Annotated in this window: 15 protein-coding genes; 8 read left to right on the top strand and 7 right to left on the bottom strand. The window is 73.4% G+C overall.

Translation table 11 applies throughout. The features are described from left to right. The first annotated feature begins 15 nt into the window (after positions 1–15). Positions 16–627, top strand: coding sequence for a 3-oxoacid CoA-transferase subunit B (locus PZ894_RS17275; protein WP_345799160.1), 612 nt, complete (start codon positions 16–18; stop codon positions 625–627). Here PZ894_RS17275 and PZ894_RS17270 read toward each other — a convergent pair. From PZ894_RS17270 to PZ894_RS17250, 5 genes are all read right to left on the bottom strand, one after another. Next, the gene (locus PZ894_RS17270) at positions 510–1,247 is read right to left on the bottom strand and encodes a hypothetical protein (RefSeq protein ID WP_275746695.1); all 738 of its coding nucleotides are present in this window, start codon (positions 1,245–1,247) and stop codon (positions 510–512) included. The genes PZ894_RS17275 and PZ894_RS17270 overlap by 118 nt on opposite strands. Before the next feature lie 39 nt (positions 1,248–1,286). Continuing rightward, entirely contained in the window at positions 1,287–1,550 is a 264-nt protein-coding gene (locus PZ894_RS17265; RefSeq protein ID WP_275746693.1) for a hypothetical protein, read from the bottom strand. A gap of 36 nt (positions 1,551–1,586) precedes the next feature. Continuing rightward, positions 1,587–2,966: an NAD(P)-binding protein gene (locus PZ894_RS17260; protein WP_275746691.1), complete on the bottom strand. Its 1,380-nt coding sequence runs from the start codon at positions 2,964–2,966 to the stop codon at positions 1,587–1,589. Positions 2,967–3,097: 131 nt separating this feature from the next. After that, complete coding sequence (locus tag PZ894_RS17255; RefSeq protein WP_275746690.1) at positions 3,098–3,412, bottom strand: LapA family protein; 315 nt, start codon at positions 3,410–3,412, stop codon at positions 3,098–3,100. 22 nt (positions 3,413–3,434) lie between these two features. Further along, on the bottom strand, positions 3,435–3,995 hold the full coding sequence (locus PZ894_RS17250) for a TetR/AcrR family transcriptional regulator (protein ID WP_275746689.1): 561 nt from the start codon (positions 3,993–3,995) through the stop codon (positions 3,435–3,437). Between the two features lie 88 nt (positions 3,996–4,083). On the opposite strand from PZ894_RS17250, the gene PZ894_RS17245 reads away from it, so the two are divergent. The 7 genes from PZ894_RS17245 (at position 4,084) to PZ894_RS17215 (ending at position 16,107) form a co-directional block, all read left to right on the top strand. Further along, the gene (locus PZ894_RS17245) at positions 4,084–5,109 is read left to right on the top strand and encodes an aldo/keto reductase (RefSeq protein ID WP_275746687.1); all 1,026 of its coding nucleotides are present in this window, start codon (positions 4,084–4,086) and stop codon (positions 5,107–5,109) included. A 95-nt stretch (positions 5,110–5,204) separates the two neighbouring features. Then, positions 5,205–6,140: an ATP-binding cassette domain-containing protein gene (locus PZ894_RS17240; protein ID WP_275746685.1), complete on the top strand. Its 936-nt coding sequence runs from the start codon at positions 5,205–5,207 to the stop codon at positions 6,138–6,140. Continuing rightward, positions 6,137–6,955, top strand: a complete 819-nt coding sequence (locus PZ894_RS17235; RefSeq protein ID WP_275746683.1) for an ABC transporter permease subunit — start codon at positions 6,137–6,139, stop codon at positions 6,953–6,955. The genes PZ894_RS17240 and PZ894_RS17235 overlap by 4 nt, the downstream gene beginning before the upstream one ends. A 78-nt stretch (positions 6,956–7,033) precedes the next feature. Continuing rightward, positions 7,034–10,327 (top strand): exodeoxyribonuclease V subunit gamma, encoded by a 3,294-nt coding sequence (gene recC / locus PZ894_RS17230; protein WP_275746682.1) that lies wholly within the window; start codon positions 7,034–7,036, stop codon positions 10,325–10,327. Beyond that, on the top strand, positions 10,324–13,659 hold the full coding sequence (locus PZ894_RS17225) for a UvrD-helicase domain-containing protein (protein ID WP_275746680.1): 3,336 nt from the start codon (positions 10,324–10,326) through the stop codon (positions 13,657–13,659). The genes recC and PZ894_RS17225 overlap by 4 nt, the downstream gene beginning before the upstream one ends. Then, positions 13,652–15,445 carry an exodeoxyribonuclease V subunit alpha gene (gene recD, locus PZ894_RS17220; protein WP_275746679.1) on the top strand — a complete coding sequence of 598 codons (1,794 nt, stop codon included), beginning with the start codon at positions 13,652–13,654 and terminating at the stop codon, positions 15,443–15,445. The genes PZ894_RS17225 and recD overlap by 8 nt, the downstream gene beginning before the upstream one ends. A 35-nt stretch (positions 15,446–15,480) precedes the next feature. Then, entirely contained in the window at positions 15,481–16,107 is a 627-nt protein-coding gene (locus tag PZ894_RS17215; protein ID WP_275746677.1) for an amino acid-binding protein, read from the top strand. 11 nt (positions 16,108–16,118) lie between these two features. Here the strand turns inward: PZ894_RS17215 and PZ894_RS17210 are convergent, their stop codons facing one another. Together PZ894_RS17210 and PZ894_RS17205 are read right to left on the bottom strand one after the other, a co-directional pair. Next, positions 16,119–17,438 (bottom strand): MFS transporter, encoded by a 1,320-nt coding sequence (locus tag PZ894_RS17210; protein WP_275746675.1) that lies wholly within the window; start codon positions 17,436–17,438, stop codon positions 16,119–16,121. Between the two features lie 19 nt (positions 17,439–17,457). Next, the gene (locus tag PZ894_RS17205) at positions 17,458–17,901 is read right to left on the bottom strand and encodes a nitroreductase family deazaflavin-dependent oxidoreductase (protein ID WP_275746673.1); all 444 of its coding nucleotides are present in this window, start codon (positions 17,899–17,901) and stop codon (positions 17,458–17,460) included. Positions 17,902–17,925: the final 24 nt, after the last annotated feature.

Here is a 17,925-nt window from a genome sequence, read left to right as displayed (position 1 = left end):
CTCGACAAGGGCGAGATGGCCGCCCGGGTGGCGCGGGACATCCCCCACGGCGCCTACGTCAACCTCGGCATCGGTCAGCCCACGCTGGTCGCCGACCACCTCGACGCCGACGCCGGCGTCGTGCTGCACACCGAGAACGGCATGCTCAACATGGGCCGGGCCGCGGTCGGCGACGAGGTCGACGCCGACCTGGTCAACGCCGGGAAGATCCCGGTGGTCGAGCCGCCTGGTGCGGCGTACTTCCACTCCGCCGACTCGTTCGCGATGATGCGTGGCAGCCACCTCGACGTCTGCGTGCTCGGCGCCTTCCAGGTCAGTGCCGGCGGCGACATCGCCAACTGGCACACGGGCGCGCCCGACGCGATCCCGGCCGTCGGCGGGGCCATGGACCTCGCGATCGGCGCGAAGCAGGTCTTCGTGATGATGACGCTCTTCGCCAAGGACGGCACCCCGAAGCTGGTGCCGGACTGCACCTACCCGCTGACCGGTGTGGCCTGCGTGTCCCGCGTCTACACCGACCTGGCGGTGTTCGAGGTCGGCGGCGACGAGGTCGTCGTGGTCGACGTCTTCGGCACGACGTACGACGAGCTCTCCGCGAGGCTCGACGTGCCGTTGCGCAGGGGCTGAGCCGGCACCCGCCTCGCGGCCTCGATGCCCGTGACCAGCAGGTCGCGCAGGTGCGCGTCCGGGTCGCTGACCGCGGCCCGCGCCGTACCGCGGACGGCGCAGAGCATCACGGCGGGGGCCGAGTGCTTCTGGAAGCTCTTCGGCTTCAGGGGCGAGGCGCCGTCGATGAAGCCGCGCGCCCACGTCGCGGCGAGCGGCACCTGGTCGAGCGCCTCGCGGATCGCCTCGCGGTCGACGGCGGTCGGCCCGCCGTGGGCCGCGACCTCGTCGCAGCGGATCAGGCCGGCGGCCAGCGCGCGCTGGGACTCCTCGGCGATGTCGGGCAGCGCCCGGCACGCCACGGCCGCCGTGACGGCCGCCTCCCAGTCGAGGCCGTGGCCCTGCACGCCGACGACGTCGGGGATCAGCACGACGAGCTCGCCGCGCCGGTCGTCGTTGGTGTGGTCGTTGACCAGCCGGGCGAGCTGCGCGAGCAGCGGATGGGTGCACGACGGTCGGTCGCTCCAGGGCTCGTTCGCGAGGACCGACGCCATCTCCATGAAGCAGGCACCCTTGCGGGGGTTGCGGTGCTTGCCCCGGGAGAGGACCGGCAGGCCATCCGGGATCCCGTGCGTCTTCATCCCTCCACGATCCGCCGATGTCCCGGCGGTCGCAAGGGGTTAGCGCAGGCTGGTGCGGTTCTTGCCGACCAGCGCCTCGGCGCTTCCGACCAGGAGCACGGCCGCGACCACGGAGAGCACGAAGCCGAGGACGTTCAGCTCCCAGATGCTGCCGGTGCCGAGGATCCACGCGATCGTGCCGCCGATGAGGGAGCCGACCACGCCGAGTCCGAGGGTCGCGAGGATGCCCAGGTCCTGCTTGCCCGACTTGAAGAGGCGGGCGAGCGCTCCGATGATCAAGCCGGCGACGAGGAATCCGATCATGGGTCCATTGTTGCGCAGGGCCCCCAACTCCGGCACTCAGCCGACCGCGGCCAGCTCGGCGAGCCGGGCGACCGCGGGCCCGGAGTGCGCTCCGATCCTGGTGATCGCGTCGTCGAGCGCCGCGGAGCCGTCGTGGCCGGGCGGGATCCGCGCCGGGTTCAGGGCGGTCGCGGCAGACCACTCCCGGATGTCCGGCTCGGCGCCGAAGGCGGCGGCGTTGCGGAGTCCGAGGAGGTTCATCTGCGCCCAGTCGGCCAGCGTGTTGCCGTAGGGCGAGGGCGGGCAGAGGCGGTTCTTCTCGGCGTCGTCCGAGCGGGTCGCCTCGACGTAGCCGGCCAGCGCGGCGCCGAAGCACGGGAAGCCCGCCCGGACCGGCTGCGGCGTGATCACCTCCGGCCGCCAGATCGGGATCAGCGGCGGCCGCTTCAGGCCGTCGGCGGCGCAGTCGACGACCAGGGCGTCGCCGGGGACGGCGATCGAGCCCTGCTCGAGGTCGATCCGGCCGCGGCAGGCCGTGGTGACGTGCCCGAGGCGTACGACGTCCTCGATGCTCCGCAGCTCGTCGAGCTCCCAGGTGGCGAGCGTCGGGGTCTTGGCCATCGTCGGGGTGACCGACCGGTCGATGCGCAGCATGATGCCGAGGTCCTCGAGCCGCACGAAGAGATCGGGCAACGACGGCGCCCCGGCAACCGCCTGCAGCAGGTCGGCGACCATGCCGAGGAAGATCTCGGGCTCGGGCTGGATCTTCGCCCGGTTCAGCATCCACGGCTCGCGCGGTCGGATCCAGCAGATCGCGTCCGGGTCGACCCCGTTGGCCAGCAGCCAGACGCAGGCGTCGGTGGCGGTCTTGCCCGAGCCGACGACGACGTGGCAACCGGGCGCCTCCTCCACGTGCGGCAAGAAGTTGACGGGGACGACCCGTGCCCCGTCGCCGACGGTGAACCGCGGCGGCGACTCGGCCGGGATGTCCGGGGAGAGGTAGCGCGCGTCGACGATCCGGCACCGCTCCGGCACGGTGTGTCGCCGTCCCGAGATCCGCGAGACCACGGTCCGGTCCCCGACGTACTCGCACCCCGCCAGCAGCTCGACGCGCCCCGACGCCTCCAGCCGGTCGGCCAGCACGTCGGCGAAGTAGGAGCAGATCCCGGCCTTGTCGGCTCGTTCGTGCAGCCCGGCCTCCGGGCCGCGGGTCTGGACCCGCCCGCCGCCGAGCAGGGTCGACGCGACGCCGTAGAACGTCGACGACTGGTGCAGCCGCACGAACGGGTAGGCCTTGAGCCAGTGACCGCCCGGCGCGTGCCGCCGGTCGACCAGGGCGACCCGGACGTCGGCGTGGTCGACGAGCGCGTCGGTGAAGGCCATGCCGGTCGCGCCGGCCCCGATCACGAGGTAGTCCACGTCGAGGCTCTGCCCCATCACCGGAGAGTCGCACGCCCCGAGAGGCAGGTCCATGGCCCGAATGCGCTACCTCGACGACACCTCGGCGAACATCTCGGCGAGGAGCTGCGCGAGCTCGGCTGCGGCGTCGAGCCGCGCCGGGGACGCGGTCAGCTCCGGTCGCGGCGCACCCGCCGGCGCAGCTGCCAGATGCGCAGTGTGCCGACCAGCGCCGTGATCACCACTCCGCTCGCCGTGGCGATCAGCAGCGCCACCGCGAGTGGGGCGGTCCCGTCCCAGCCGAGGAAGGAGACGTGCACGTCGTCGGTGTTCTGGGCGATGAAGACGACGAGCAGCACGAGCAGCACGCCGGCGATGATCGTGGCGGTCCAGGCACCGCTGGTGCGGGACCGCCGCAGCGGGTCCTTCGGCGGTGCGGCCGGCTCGGCGACGTCCGGTTCGGGGCCGGGTGTCTGCTCCGTCATGGACGCCCCGTACCCGATGTGGTCAGTCGTGACGCAGCCCGGCCATCAGGATGCGGACCATGCGGCGCGCGTCGTACCGCTCGTCGGTGCCCGCGCCGATGCACAGGTTGCCGACCCCGCGCATGAGCTCGAGGGCCCGCACGTCTCCGCGCACCTGGCCGGCGTCGGCCGCGGCGGCGAGCAGCTCGGCGCAGACGGGGACGAGGCGGTCGACGAACCAGGTGTGCAGGGTCGCGTACGTCGGGTCGCCGGACTGCAGCACCTCCGCCAGCCCGTGCTTGGTGCCGAGGAAGTCGACGAAGAGGTCGATCCAGCGGACGAGGGCGTCGTACGGCGAGGGCGCGCTCGCCCTCAGCTCGGGGCCGGCCTCGGCGCACGCCTCGACCTGGTGGCGGTAGACGGCGACGATCAGGTCGGCGCGGGTGGGGAAGTGGCGGTAGATGGTGGCGACGCCGACGCCGGCCCGGGCGGCGATGGCGCGCACGGGGACGTCGACGCCGGTCTCGACGAAGGCGGCGGCGGCCGCGTCGAGCAGGGCCTGCTCGTTGCGCCGCGCGTCCGCGCGCTTGCGCACCGTGGTCACCGGTCCTCCGTCCGTTGATAAACGGAACAATGTTCCGTATCGTGTTCTGGAACGTTGTTCCGCTTCGATCCTGCCACAGGAGGAACCCATGGACCACCGCATCCTCGGGCGCACCGGCGTCCGCGTCAGCACCCTCGCGCTCGGCGCGATGAACTTCGGCGCCCTCGGGCGCACGACCCAGGACGAGGCGACCGCTATCGTTGACACGGCGCTCGAGGCCGGGATCAACGTGATCGACACGGCCGACTGGTACGGACGCGGCGAGTCCGAGGAGATGGTCGGCAAGGCCATCGCCGGACGGCGCGACGACCTCGTGCTGGCGACCAAGGTGTGGGGGCCGATGAGCGACGAGCCCAACCACCAGGGCGCCTCCCGGCGCTGGATCGTCACCGAGCTCGACCGCAGCCTGGCTCGCCTCGGCGTCGACCACGTCGACCTCTACCAGGTCCACCGCTGGGACCCGACCGTGAGCGACGAGGAGACGCTGGGCGCACTGACCGACCTCCAGCGAGCCGGGAAGATCAGGTACTTCGGGACGTCGACCTACCCGGCGTACCGGATCGTGCAGGCGCAGTGGTCGGCCCGCGAGCACCGGCTCGGACGCTACGTCACCGAGCAGGCGGGCTACTCGGTGCTGCAGCGTGCGATCGAGGCGCACGTGCTGCCGGTGACGGAGGAGTACGGCCTGGGCGTGCTCGCGTGGAGCCCACTCGCCGGCGGCTGGCTCTCCGGCGCGATCCGCGAGGGCCGCGAGATCACCACCAACCGCTCGGGCTTCATGAGCGACCGGTTCGACGTGTCGCTACCGGTCAACCGCGCCAAGCTGGACGCGGTCGAGCGGCTCGCGAAGGTCGCCGACGAAGCCGGGCTGACGCTCATCCAGCTGGCGCTCGGCTTCGTCACCGCCCACCCGGCCGTGACCAGCGCGATCATCGGCCCCCGCACGCTCGCCCACCTCGAGTCGCAGCTCGCCGCGGCGGACGTCGTCCTGACGCCGGACGTGCTGGACGCCATCGACGAGATCGTGCCGCCGGGCGTCGACCTCGCGCCCGAGGAGAAGGTCGACACGCCGCCGTCGGTGCAGGACGCGTCGCTGCGCCGCAGGGTCGCGTAGCCGCGCCGTACCCCGCAGGGATCAGGGGAGGTCTCGGGGTCGTTCCGGGGGTGCTCCCCGATGTGCGCGGGCCGGCCGCGGCGGAGGGTGGACCCATGATCCGTGCCCACCAGCTCACCAAGCGCTTCTCCTCCGGCAAGGGGCAGAGCAAGACCGCCGTCGACGGCATCGACTTCGTCGTCGAGCCGGGTCGTGTCACCGGCTTCCTCGGCCCGAACGGCGCCGGCAAGTCGACGACGATGCGGATGATCCTCGGCCTGGACGCCCCGACGTCGGGGACGGTCAGCGTCAACGGGCACCGGTACGCCGCGTCGCCCGCGCCGCTGCGGGAGATCGGCGCCCTCCTCGAGGCGAACGCCGTCCACCCCGGCCGGTCCGCCCGCGACCACCTGCGCTGGATGGCGGCGTCCAACGGCATCCCGACGACCCGGGTCGGCGAGGTGCTCGAGCTGGTCGGGCTGGAGTCCGTCGCGGGCCAGCGGGCCGGGCGGTTCTCGCTCGGCATGGGCCAGCGGCTCGGCATCGCCGCGGCCATGCTCGGCGACCCGCCAGTGGTCGTGCTCGACGAGCCGGTCAACGGCCTCGACCCGGAGGGCATCCGCTGGGTGCGCACGTTTGCGCGCCAGCTGGCCGACGAGGGTCGCACCGTCTTCATCTCGAGCCACCTGATGTCGGAGATGGCCCTGATGGCCGACCACCTGCTGGTGATCGGGCGCGGGCAGATCCTCGCCGACTGCTCGATGACCGAGTTCATGGGCAGCCACGCCGCGTCGTACGTCCGCGTGAAGGCGCCCGCGCTGTCCGACGCCGCCGCGCTGCTCGACGGCCGAGGTCTCGAGGTCTCGCGCGTCGACGACGAGATCCGGGTGATCGGGCTCGACGCGCCGTCGGTCGGCGAGCTGCTCTTCCGGCACGGCCTGATGGTCCACGAGCTCACGCTGGTGCGGTCCTCGCTCGAGGACGCCTTCATGACCCTGACCGCCGACAGCGTCGAGTACCACGCGACCACCGCGAAGGAGGTGGCTCGATGAGTGCCACGCTCATGGAGTCCGGCGCCGTCGTCGAGCGCACCGACGTCGCGTGCCCGTCGTTCACGGCGGTGCTGCACGCCGAGTGGGTCAAGCTGCACACGGTCCGCTCGACGTGGTGGACGCTGCTCGCGACGTTCGTGCTCGGTGCCGGCCTGACGATCCTGATGTGCTGGGGCAACGCCGACTGGCTCGCGTCTCCCGAGGCCGACGAGTCGCCGGGGTCGTTCATCACCTGGGGGATGATGGTCGCCCAGATCACCGCGGTGGTGCTCGGCGCCCTCGTCGTCACCACCGAGTACGGCACCGGCATGATCCGGACGAGCTTCGCGGCCGTGCCCGCGCGGGGCAAGGTGCTCGCGGCCAAGTCGCTGCTCGTCGTCCTCGTCTTCGGCATCGTCGGCACGGTGACCGCGCTGGTCGGGTACCTCGGCGGCAACTTCTTCCTCGACCGCGAAGGCATCGGGATGCCCCTGGAGGGCGACGTCCTCCGGTCGATGTACGGCTCCGGCCTCTACCTCGCCGGCATCGGGCTCTTCACCGTCGCCGTGGGCTTCCTGCTGCGCCACACCGCCGGCACGATCTCGGTCGTCCTCGCGCTGATGCTGATCCTCGGCAACATGGTGAACCTGGTGCCCGGCGCGGTCGGCGAGTGGCTCACCAAGCTGATGCCCGGCAACGCCGGCTCGTCGATCTCCACGCCGGTCGCGTTCAACCCGAACCTGCTCGACGCCTGGGCCGGATTCGGCGTGTTCGTCCTCGAGATCGCCGTGCTGCTCGCCGCGGCGTACGTCGTCGTGCGGCGGCGGGACGCGTAGGGCGCTCGCTTCCCGGCCGACCGGTGAAACGAACAACCTCCGCCGACCCCTGTCCCCGCCGCCCCATAAGGTCGGCCCGTGACCCTGCAGATCCACCGAGCCGCGCGGACCGACGTCCTCGCCGACCGGCTCGGTGACCTGCTGGCCACGCCGCTCGACGACCCGTTCGCCGAGGAGGTCGTGGTGGTGCCGGCCAGGGGCGTGGAGCGCTGGCTCACCCAGCGGCTCAGCCATCGGCTCGGTGTCGGTCCGCGGGGTGGCGACGGGGTGTGCGCGGGCGTGCGGTTCCTCAACCCGCGCAGCCTGGTGAGCCTGCTGCTCGGTCGCGAGCGCGACGACCCGTGGGACCCCGAGCGCCTGGTCTGGCCGCTGCTGGCGACCATCGACGAGAGCCTCGACGACCCGGGGTTCGCCACCCTGGCTCGACACCTGGGCCACGGTCTCGACGGCGCCGACGGCGAGCTCCGACGCAACCGCCGCTACTCCGTCGCGATCCGACTGGCGACCCTGTTCGCGTCGTACGCCGTGCAGCGACCGTCGCTGGTGGCCGGGTGGCGCGAGGGGGACGACGGCGACCTCGCGGAGGACCTGCGCTGGCAGGCCGAGCTGTGGCGCCGGCTGATCGCGACGGTGGACGCGCCACCGCCCGACGTCCGGCACGCCGAGACCTGCGCCGCGCTGCGGGTCGGCGGGGAGGCGTTGCCGCTGCCCGGGCGCCTCTCCCTCTTCGGCCACACCCGCGTCCCGGTCACCGAGGTCGAGCTGCTGCGCGCGCTCGGCGACCACCGCGACGTCCACCTCTTCCTCCCGCAGCCGTCGCCGACGCTGTGGGACGACCTGGCCGGGGTCGGCGGCGTCGTGCCTCGCGACGAGGACGACTCGGCCGAGCGGGTCGGCCACCCCCTGCTCGCCTCGCTCGGCCGCGACGCCCGTGAGCTCAGGCGCACGCTCGACGGCATCGACGCAGAGCTGGTGCCGACTCCCGACGACGGGGCCGGCACCCTCCTCGGCTGGCTCCAGCACGACCTGCGCGCCAACCACGCCCCGTCGTACGCCGAACGCGCGGGTCGCCACCTCGCCGACGGCGACGCCTCCCTGCAGGTGCACGCCTGCCACGGTCCGGCGCGCCAGGTCGACGTGCTGCGCGAGGTGCTGGTCGGGCTGCTCCAGGACGACCCGACGCTCGAGCCGCGCGACATCCTCGTCATGTGCCCCGACATCGAGACCTACGCACCGCTGATCTCGGCGGGCTTCGGGCTCGCGACGAGCCAGACCCCGACTCCTCAGGGGCACCCCGCCCACCTGCTCCGCGTGAAGCTCGCCGACCGGGCGCTCACCAGCACCAACCCGCTCCTGGCGGTCGCCGGCCGACTGCTGGAGCTGTCCGGCGGCCGGGTGACCGCTGCCGACGTGCTCGACCTGGCGGGCAGCGAGCCGTGCCGGAGACGGTTCGGGTTCACCGACGACGAGCTCGACCGGGTCAACCGGTGGGTGTCCCGGGCCGGCGTCCGGTGGGGGCTGGACGGCGACGCGCGCCGGACGTTCGGGATGGAGCGCTTCGAGCACAACACCTGGCGCGCCGGCCTCGACCGGATCCTGCTCGGTGTCGTCATGAGCGGCGACGACCACCGCCACCTCGGCCGCGGCCTGCCGCTCGACGACGTCGGGAGCAACGAGATCGACCTCGCCGGCCGGCTGGCAGAGCTCGTCGAGCGTCTCGCCACGACCCTGGCCGGGCTGGCCGACGCGCGGACCGTGGCCGAGTGGACGACGCGGCTGCGCGACGGCGTCCGTGCGCTGACCGACGTCGCGACCGACGACGCCTGGCAGCTGCCGCAGTTCGAGCGCGAGCTGGCCCGCGCCGCCGCGTCGTCCCACGACGGCGACATCGAGCTGCGCCTCTCCGACCTGCGGGCGCTGCTCCAGTCCCGGCTGGCGGGCCGGCCCACCCGCGCCAACTTCCGCACCGGCACGCTCACCGTCTGCACGATGGTCCCGATGCGCTCGGTGCCGCACCGGGTCGTCTGCCTGGTCGGCCTCGACGACGGCGTCTTCCCGCGCGCCCGCGCGGTCGACGGTGACGACGTCCTCGGGCGCCGGCCGCTCACCGGGGAGCGCGACGCCCGCAGCGAGGACCGCCAGCTCCTGCTCGACGCCGTGCTCGCCGCGACCGAGCGCCTCGTCATCACCTACACCGGTGCCGACGAGCAGTCCGGCGCGCGCCGCCCGCCCGCCGTACCCCTCGGCGAGATCCTCGACGCCGCCGACCGCACCACCGCCGCTCCCGTGCGCGACGGCATCGAGGTCCGGCACCCGCTGCAGCCGTACGACGCGCGGAACTTCGCCCCGGAGCGGCCGTTCAGCTTCGACACCGCCGCGCTCGCCGGGGCGCGCTCGGCGTGGAGCGTCCGCAGCGAGCCGCCGCCGCTGATCCAGGGTCCGCTGCCCGAGCGTGCCCGGGCGGACGTCTCGCTGCAAGACCTCGAGGCGTTCCTGGTCCACCCGGTCCGGACGTTCCTGCGCGAGCGGCTCGACGTGGCGACGCCGTTCGAGCCCGACGACCTCGCCGACGCGATCCCGGTGACGCTCGACAACCTCGAGAAGTGGCAGGTCGGCGACCGGCTCCTGCGCGAACTGCTCGCCGGGCAGGACCCGGTCGCGGTGATGACCGCCGAGCAGCTCGCCGGCACGCTCCCGCCGGGCGGGCTCGGCCGGGCCGCCCTCGACGAGGTCGTCGCGGAGTGTCAGCGGCTGTGGTCGCGCACCGCCGACCTGCGCGAGGGGGAGCGCCGATCGGTCGACGTCGACGTCGACCTCGGTGACGGCCGTCGGCTCACCGGCACCGTCACCGGCGTCCACGGCAGCCGCGTCGTCTCGCTCGGCTACTCGCGGCTCCGGGCCCGGCAACGGCTCCGGACGTGGGTCGACCTGCTGGCACTGAGCGCGTCGTACCCCGACGAGCACTGGACGGCCCACGCGGTCGGCCGTGAGCGCGCCGGCCCGAAGCGCGCGCTCTCCGGCCCCCTCGACCACCGCGCGGTCACCTGGCTGCGGGACCTCGTCGACCTGCGCGAGCGCGGCCTGCGCGAGCCGCTGCCGGTGCCGGTCGCGACCGGCGCGGCGTGGGCGGAGGCCCGCCTGCGCGAGCAGATGGGCCAGGACCTCTCGCCCGCCGAGGCCGCTCGTCGGGAGTGGGAGACCGACCCCCACCACCAGCTCGGCATCACCGGCGAGGACGACGACGCCTACCACCAGCGCGTCTACGGCACCCGTGCGCCGCTGCAGGTGCTGCTCGACGGCGGGCTGGGTGACTACGCCTGGCGGATCTGGGAGCCGCTGCTCACCGGCGCCGAGAAGGTGGGCCCACTGTGAGCGCCCGGCCGAGGCCGTTCGACATCCGCTACCCGCTGCCCACCGGCACCGTGCTCCTCGAGGCCAGCGCCGGCACCGGCAAGACCTGGACGATCGGTGCCCTCGTGACCCGCTACGTCGCCGAGGGCGTCGCCCGGCTCGAGCAGATGCTCGTGGTGACGTTCGGCCGCGCCGCGAGCCAGGAGCTCCGTGAGCGGGTGCGCGCCCAGCTCGTCGAGGCCGAGCGCGTGCTCGGCGACGACCCCGCGACCGGTGCGGTCGAGGAGTCCGACCTGGTCGCGATGCTGCGCGAGTGGGAGCCCGCGCAGCGCCGGCTCGGCCACCGCCGGGTTACCGAGGCGCTCGCCGGCTTCGACGCGGCGACGATCGCGACCACCCACCAGTTCTGCTCGATGGTGCTCGACTCGCTCGGCACCGCCGGCGACACCGACTCGCGCGCCCGGCTGGTCGAGGACCTCGACGACCTCGTGAAGGAGACGGTCGACGACCTCTACCTCCGTGCGTTCGCCTTCGACGAGGGCGGTCCGATGTTCACCCACGCCGAGGCGATGGCGATCGCGCGTGCCGCGGTCGGCGACCCCCAGGCCCGCCTCGAGCCGACCGGCGAGGACCGCAGCACCCCCGCGGGCCGCAAGGTCAGCTTCGCCAACGCGGTGCGCACCGAGCTCGATCGGCGCAAGCGCCGACTCGGCATCCTCTCCTACGACGACCTGCTCTCCCAGCTCGCCGACGCGCTCGCCGACGAGGACGGCGCCGCCGCCCAGCGGATGCGGCAGCGTTGGAGCATCGTGCTCGTCGACGAGTTCCAGGACACCGACCCGGTGCAGTGGCAGGTGCTTGACAGGGCCTTCACCGGCCACGCCACGATGGTGCTGATCGGCGACCCGAAGCAGGCGATCTACGCCTTCCGGGGCGGCGATGTCACGACGTACCTCCAGGCTGCCGAGACCGCGCAGACCCGGCAGACCCTGGCGGTCAACTGGCGCAGCGACGAGCCGCTGCTCGACTCGTTCCAGCGCCTGCTCGCGGGCGCCGCGCTCGGCGACGAGCGCATCGTGGTGCGCGACGTGACCGCGCACCACCGCGAGAGCCGGCTCGTGGGCGCACCCGCGCCCGAGCCGTTCCGGGTCCGCGTGGTGCGCAGGGACGCGTTCGACCGCCGGGGCAACGCGATGCTGTCGGTCAAGGACGTGCGCCCGCACGTCGCGCGCGACCTCGCCCTCGACGTACGCCGCCTGCTCGCCAGCGGCGCGACCTGGTGCGGCGAGTCGATCCGGCCCCGCGACGTCGCCGTGATCAGCTACCGCCACGCCGACCTCGCGGCGGTGCGCGAGGCGCTGCTGGCGGTCGGGGTCCCGGCCGTGATCGCCGGTGGCGGCAGCGTCTTCGCCACCCCGGCGGCGGTCGAGTGGCTGACGCTGCTGGAGGCGCTGGAGCAGCCGCACCGCAGCACCCGCGTGCGCTCGGCCGCGCTCACGTGCTTCTTCGGACACACCGCGGCCGAGCTCGACCGGCGCGGCGACGACCTCACCGACGAGGTGGCCGACACGCTGCGCACGTGGGTCGAGCTGTTCACCACCCGCGGCGTCGCGGCCGTGCTCGAGGCCGCCACCATCGGCACCGGAGGGCGCGCCGGTCTGCCCCAGCGGGTGCTCGCCGAGGTCGGCGGCGACCGGCGGCTCACCGACCTGCGGCACATCGGCGAGGCGCTCCACGAGGTCACGCTCACCGAGCGGCATGGCCTGGTCTCACTGCTCACCTGGCTGCGCGACCAGGTCGCCGAGGGCCGCGCGGGTCGCGGCATCGAGCGCACCCGCCGCCTCGACTCCGACGCCGCCGCGGTGCAGCTGGTGACGATCCACGCCAGCAAGGGCCTCGAGTACCCCGTCGTCTACCTGCCAGCCCTCGCCGACCGGTTCGTCCCCAAGCCGACGCGACCGCTCTTCCACGACGACGAGGGCCGGCGCTGCCTCGACGTCGGCGGCGCCGGGGCCCAGTGGGGCGACCACTGCCGTCGGTGGGCCGACGAGGAGGCCGGGGAGTGGTTGCGGCTGCTGTACGTCGCGATCACCCGCGCCAAGTCGCAGGTCGTGGCCTGGTGGGCGCCGACGAAGAACGCCGTCGCCTCGCCCCTCCACCGCATGCTGATCCGCGCCGCCGACACCGCCGAGGTGCCCGAGTCGCCGCCGGTGCCCGACGACGACGCCGTGGTCTCGCTCTTCGCCCAGTGGCGCGACCGGGGCGGCCCGTCGCCCGAGCCGGCGGTGCACCAGGACCCGGGGGAGGACCCGCCGCTCCCGGCGCCGGCCGCGTTCGCGGCGCGGTCGTTCACGCGCGAGGTCGACACCGAGTGGCGGCGCGCGTCGTACTCGTCGCTGAGCAGGATCGAGGTGGCCGCCGGCCCGGCCGGCACCGTCGTGAGTGAGCCCGAGATGACCGGCAAGGACGACGAGCCCTTCGAGACGGTCGCTGCGCGACCTCCTCAGGAACCAGCCCTCTCGCCCGAGATCGTCGTGGCGCCCGGCCCGATCGCCGGCGACGTGGCGTCGCCGATGGCCGACCTGCCCGTGGGCGCGACCTTCGGCTCACTGGTCCACGCGGTGCTCGAGCACACCGATCCCGACGCGCCCGACCTGCGCGCGGAGCTGCTCGGCCACATCGACGAGCAGCTCGGCTGGTGGCCCGTCGCCCTCGACCGCGACATGCTCGCGGACGCGTTGGCCGCGGTCTGTGACTCCCCGCTCGGGCCACTCGCCGACACGACGCTGCGGCAGGTATCGCTGGCCGACCGACTGCGCGAGATGGAGTTCGAGCTGCCGCTGGGCGACGGCCTGCTGGGCGACCTCGCGCCACTGCTCGAACGACACCTGCCGGAGGGCGACCCGGTGCGGGCGTACGCCGCGCAGCTCGCCGGCCCGCTCGGGGCGCAGACGCTGCGCGGCTACCTGACCGGCTCGGTCGACGTCGTGCTGCGACTCCCGGGTCCCCGCTACCTGGTCGTCGACTACAAGACCAACTGGCTCGGGCCGCCCGACGAGCCGCTGACCGCGCACAGCTACCGGCCCGCGGCGCTCGCGGAGGCGATGGGCCACTCCGACTACCCGCTGCAGGCGCTGCTCTACGCCGCGGTGCTGCACCGCTTCCTCCGCTGGCGGCAGCCCGGCTACGACCCCGAGCGGCACCTCGGCGGCGTGCTCTACCTCTACCTGCGCGGAATGTGCGGGCCAGAGACGCCGCTCGTCGACGGGGCGCCCTGCGGGGTGTTCGCGTGGCGGCCTCCGGTCGCCCTCGTCGAGGACCTCTCCGACCTCCTGGACGGTCGTCGTGACTGAGCTCTTCGAGCCCGTCGGCGACCACGACTGGCGGATCGCGACCGGGGCGAGTGGCCTGCTCGCGACCTACAACGCCGCCGGCGTGCTCACCGCCTCGGACGTCCACGTCGCCCAGCGGCTCGGGGTGCTCGGGGGCGAGGACGACGAGCGGGTGCTCCTCGCCGTCGCCCTCGCCGTCCGCGCCGTGCGCCGCGGCTCGGTCTGCCTCGACCTCGACACCGTCGCCGCGACCGCACCGGAGCTCGACCGGCCCGACCGCGACGAGTGGGTGCCCGCCATCGAGGCATCTCCGCTGGTGGCCGCGGGCGCGCTCCGGTGGGAGCTCGGCCTGCTCTACCTCGATCGCTACCACCGGCTCGAGACCCAGGTCCACGACGACCTCGAGGCCCGGCTCGCCCAGGCCCCGCCCGACGTCGACCAGGCGCGGCTCGAGGCGGCGCTCGCGCGCGTCGAGGCAGGGCACTTCAGCGACGAGCAGCGGGCCGCCGTGGTGGCCGCCCTGCGTCGTCGTACGACGATCCTCACCGGCGGCCCCGGCACCGGGAAGACGACGACGGTCGCGCGCCTGCTGACGCTGCTCGCCGACCAGGCCGGCGGCCGCCTGGCGATCGCGCTCGCGGCGCCCACGGGCAAGGCCGCCACCCGGCTCCAGGAGGCCGTGGCCTCCGAGCTCGCGGAGGTGTCGAGATCGTGGCCCGAGGCGCCGGGACTCGTCGGTCGGCTCGACGGCCTGACGCTCCACCGGCTGCTGGGCTGGCGTCCCGACAACGCGACCCGCTTCCGCCATGACCGCGGCAACCGGCTCAAGTACGACGTGGTCGTCGTCGACGAGTCGTCGATGGTCGAGCTCACGATGATGGGCCGCCTGCTCGAGGCGCTGCGGCCCGACTGCCGGCTGGTGCTGGTCGGCGACCCGCGCCAGCTCACCTCGGTCGGGGCGGGCGCGGCGCTCAGCGACCTGGTCGCCGGGTTCGACGCCCGGCCGGACTCGCCGGTCTCGGCGCTGTCCACCAACTTCCGCTCCGAGCAGGACATCAAGTCGCTCGCCGAGGCGCTGCGCACCGGCGACGCCGACACGGTGCTCGACGTGCTGTGCACGCCGTCCGACCAGGTCTCGTGGGTCGACACCTCCGACGAGACCGAGGTCGAGGCGGCGCTGCGGCCCGAGTCGCTCGCCGCGGCGCGGGCGGTGTGGGCGGCGGCGACGGCCGAGGCGCCGGGGCGCGCGCTCGAGGAGCTCGACCGCCACCGGCTGCTGTGTGCCCACCGCGACGGCCCCTACGGCGTCCGCCGGTGGAACCAGCGCATCGAGCGCTGGCTCGGCGAGGACCCCGACGTCGACCTGCACGGACCGGGTGGCGGTCAGTGGTACGTCGGCCGCCCGCTGCTCGTGACCAGCAACGACTACGCGCTCGACGTCTACAACGGCGAGACCGGCGTGGTGGTGCGGCAGGGTGCGCGGCGGCGGATCTTCGTGGCCGGCTCGGGGCGGCTCAAGGAGTTCGCGCCGGGGCGTCTCGACGCCGTCGAGACCATGCACGCGATGACGATCCACAAGAGCCAGGGCAGCCAGGCCGACCGGGTCACCGTGCTGCTGCCCGACGAGGGCTCACGGCTGCTCACGCTCGAGCTGTTCTACACCGCGGTCACCCGCGCGCGACACCACGTGCGCGTGGTCGGCTCCGAGGCCGCCGTACGCGCCGCCGTCGCCACGCGTGCGCAGCGGGCCACCGGACTCCGGCTCCGGCTGAGTGGACGAAACACCGGCGCAACCGATCGGGGCTAGGGTCGAGGCAGAGTCGAGGCAGATTGGAGAGTGCGATGCCCTTCCTGCTGCGCGTGGAGCTGCCCGACGTCCCGGGCTCGCTCGGGCGACTGGCGGCGACGATCGGCCAGGCGGGCGGCGACATCGGGGCCATCGAGATCGTGGAGAAGCGCCACGACGGCGTGGCCGTCGACGACGTGCTGCTCGAGACGGCGCCCGGCGCGATGCCCGACTCGATCGTGTCCGCGTGCAACGCCCTCGACGGCGTACGCGTCGTCTGGATCAGCAGGTACGCCGCGGGCGGCAACATCTTCCTCGACCTCGAGGCCGTGGAGGAGCTGACCGCCGACCCCGACGTCGCGCTCGACCGGCTCATCGACCTGCTGCCGGTGACGTTCCGCGCAGACTGGGCGGCGCGCGTGAGCAAGGTCGACGGCATCGTCTACACCACCGCGGCGGCGCCCCGCGACCTCGCGTGGCTGCCCCTCGACCGCGCGGCGTCGGTCGAGACCGACGACGAGAACGCCATCGCCTGCGCGGCCCGCCTCAACAAGTCCGAGATCGTCGTGATCGGCCGCCGCGGCGGGCCGGAGTTCCTCGCCTCCGAGATCGCCCGCCTCGGCCACCTCGTCGGGCTGGCGATGTCGATCGCCCGGGCCGCCGCCAAGGCCGACGCGCACTGACGCTCCGGCCGTTACGGCACCGACCTGATCCGGGTGACGAAGATCGAGCCCAGGACGGCGACGGTGAACGCGCTGAGGTAGAGCACGCAGTAGCCCACTGAGAAGCCGTCACCGTCGGTCTCGGTGACCCCGCCGAGCGACTCGACGAGGATCAGGATCAGGGCGGCGATGCCGGGGGCGAAGACCTGCGGCAGCGCGTTGGCGATGTTGATGACGCCGAGGTCCTTGGCGCGGTCCTCGGCGCCCGGGAGCACCTGGGTGATCAGGGCGAAGTCGACGGAGACGTAGATGCCGTAGCCGACCCCCATGAGGACGGCGGCCGCGACGGCGGCGGGCCACGACTGGACGATGGCGAGCATCAGGGTCGCGCTGCCCGCGACGATGCCCGACCAGATGACGAAGACCTTCCGCTTCCCGATGCGGTCGCTCCACGCGCCGAAGGCGACCGCGGTCGCCATCACGGTGATGCCGTAGATCGCGGTGAGCAGGAAGACCCGCTCGTCGGCGTCGTCCTCGGCGAAGCCGAGCACGTCCTGCATGTAGTAGAGGAGGTAGAGCAGGCCGAGCGCGTTGCAGAGGTTGACCAGGAAGCGAGTGGTCCACGCCCACGCGAAGTCGGGGTGGGTGCGTGGAGAGATCCAGAAGCCGCGCAGGAAGGAGCCCCACTCGAAGGGCGCCGGGCGCTCGTCGGGCGCGAGCGGCACGTCCCGCGCGTCGAGGCACCAGGGGATGGTCAGCACGATCAGCACGACGGCGGTCACCGTGTAGCCGGCCGCGATGCTGCCGGTGGCCGCGGCGATGCCGGTGCCGCCGATGACGCCGAGGGTCTGGGCGATCGCGAGGACGCCCCCCACGGTCCCCCGCCGGCCGACCGGCACCTGGTCGGGCACGGTCGCGGTGACGGCGGCGAGCATCGCGTTCAGGGTCGCCTGGACACCGCACCAGCCGATCGCCATCACGACGACGCTGTCGGCGACGCTCAGGAGCAGCAGCGACAGCGCACCGCCGGCCGCGCCGCCGATCACCCACGGGAGGCGGCGACCCAGTCGCAGCCGGGTCCGGTCGGAGAACGCCCCGAAGACCGGGTTGCACACGACCGACGTCGCCGCGCCCAGCCCGAGGACCACCGCGAGGATCTGCTTCTTGCTCTCCTCGTCGATCGCCTCGGCCTGCTGCGCGAGCAGCACCTGGATCGGGCCGAAGAAGCCGGCCCACAGCCCGATGCTGGCCAGCGTCAGGAAGGCCACCCATCGCACCGGCGGTGTGTCGAGCGGCTCGGCCAGTGCGGAGCGGCGCAGTCCTGGTTCAGAGGCGCCCGCGTCGGTGGTCACAGGCGCATTGTGCTGGCTTTCAGGCCCGCTCGAGCAGGAAGACCGGGATCTCCCGGTCGGTCTTCTCCTGGTAGTCGGCGTACGGCGAGTACTGTGCGACGGCACGCTCCCACCACTCGGCCCGCTCGGCGCCGTCGGCGACCCGGACGCGGTAGGTGTGCTTCTCGCCCTTGTCCTGCAGGTCGACCTCGGGGTGCTCGAGGAAGTTGTGGTACCAGGTCGGGTGCTCCGGGGCGCCGCCCTTCGAGGCGACCGCGGCGTACACGCCGTCCTTCTCCACCCGCATGACCGGGTTCTTGCGGAGCTTGCCCGACTTCGCGCCACGCGAGGTGATCACGACGATCGGCCACTCCGGTCTGCCCTGGAGGATGTTGGCCTCCTGGCCGTCGGTCGCCTCGAACTTCTCGACCTGGTCACGTACCCACTGAGCGGGGCTCGGCTCGTACTCGCCTTGAAGTGCCATACCTGCTCAATGCCCACCGGCTGC

It is taken from the genome of Nocardioides sp. YIM 152315 (assembly GCF_029210375.1).
In the GTDB taxonomy this organism is placed as follows: Bacteria; Actinomycetota; Actinomycetes; order Propionibacteriales; family Nocardioidaceae; genus Nocardioides.
The sequence above is the reverse complement of the archived record's forward strand: the minus strand, read 5'-3'. Positions and strand labels throughout refer to the sequence as shown.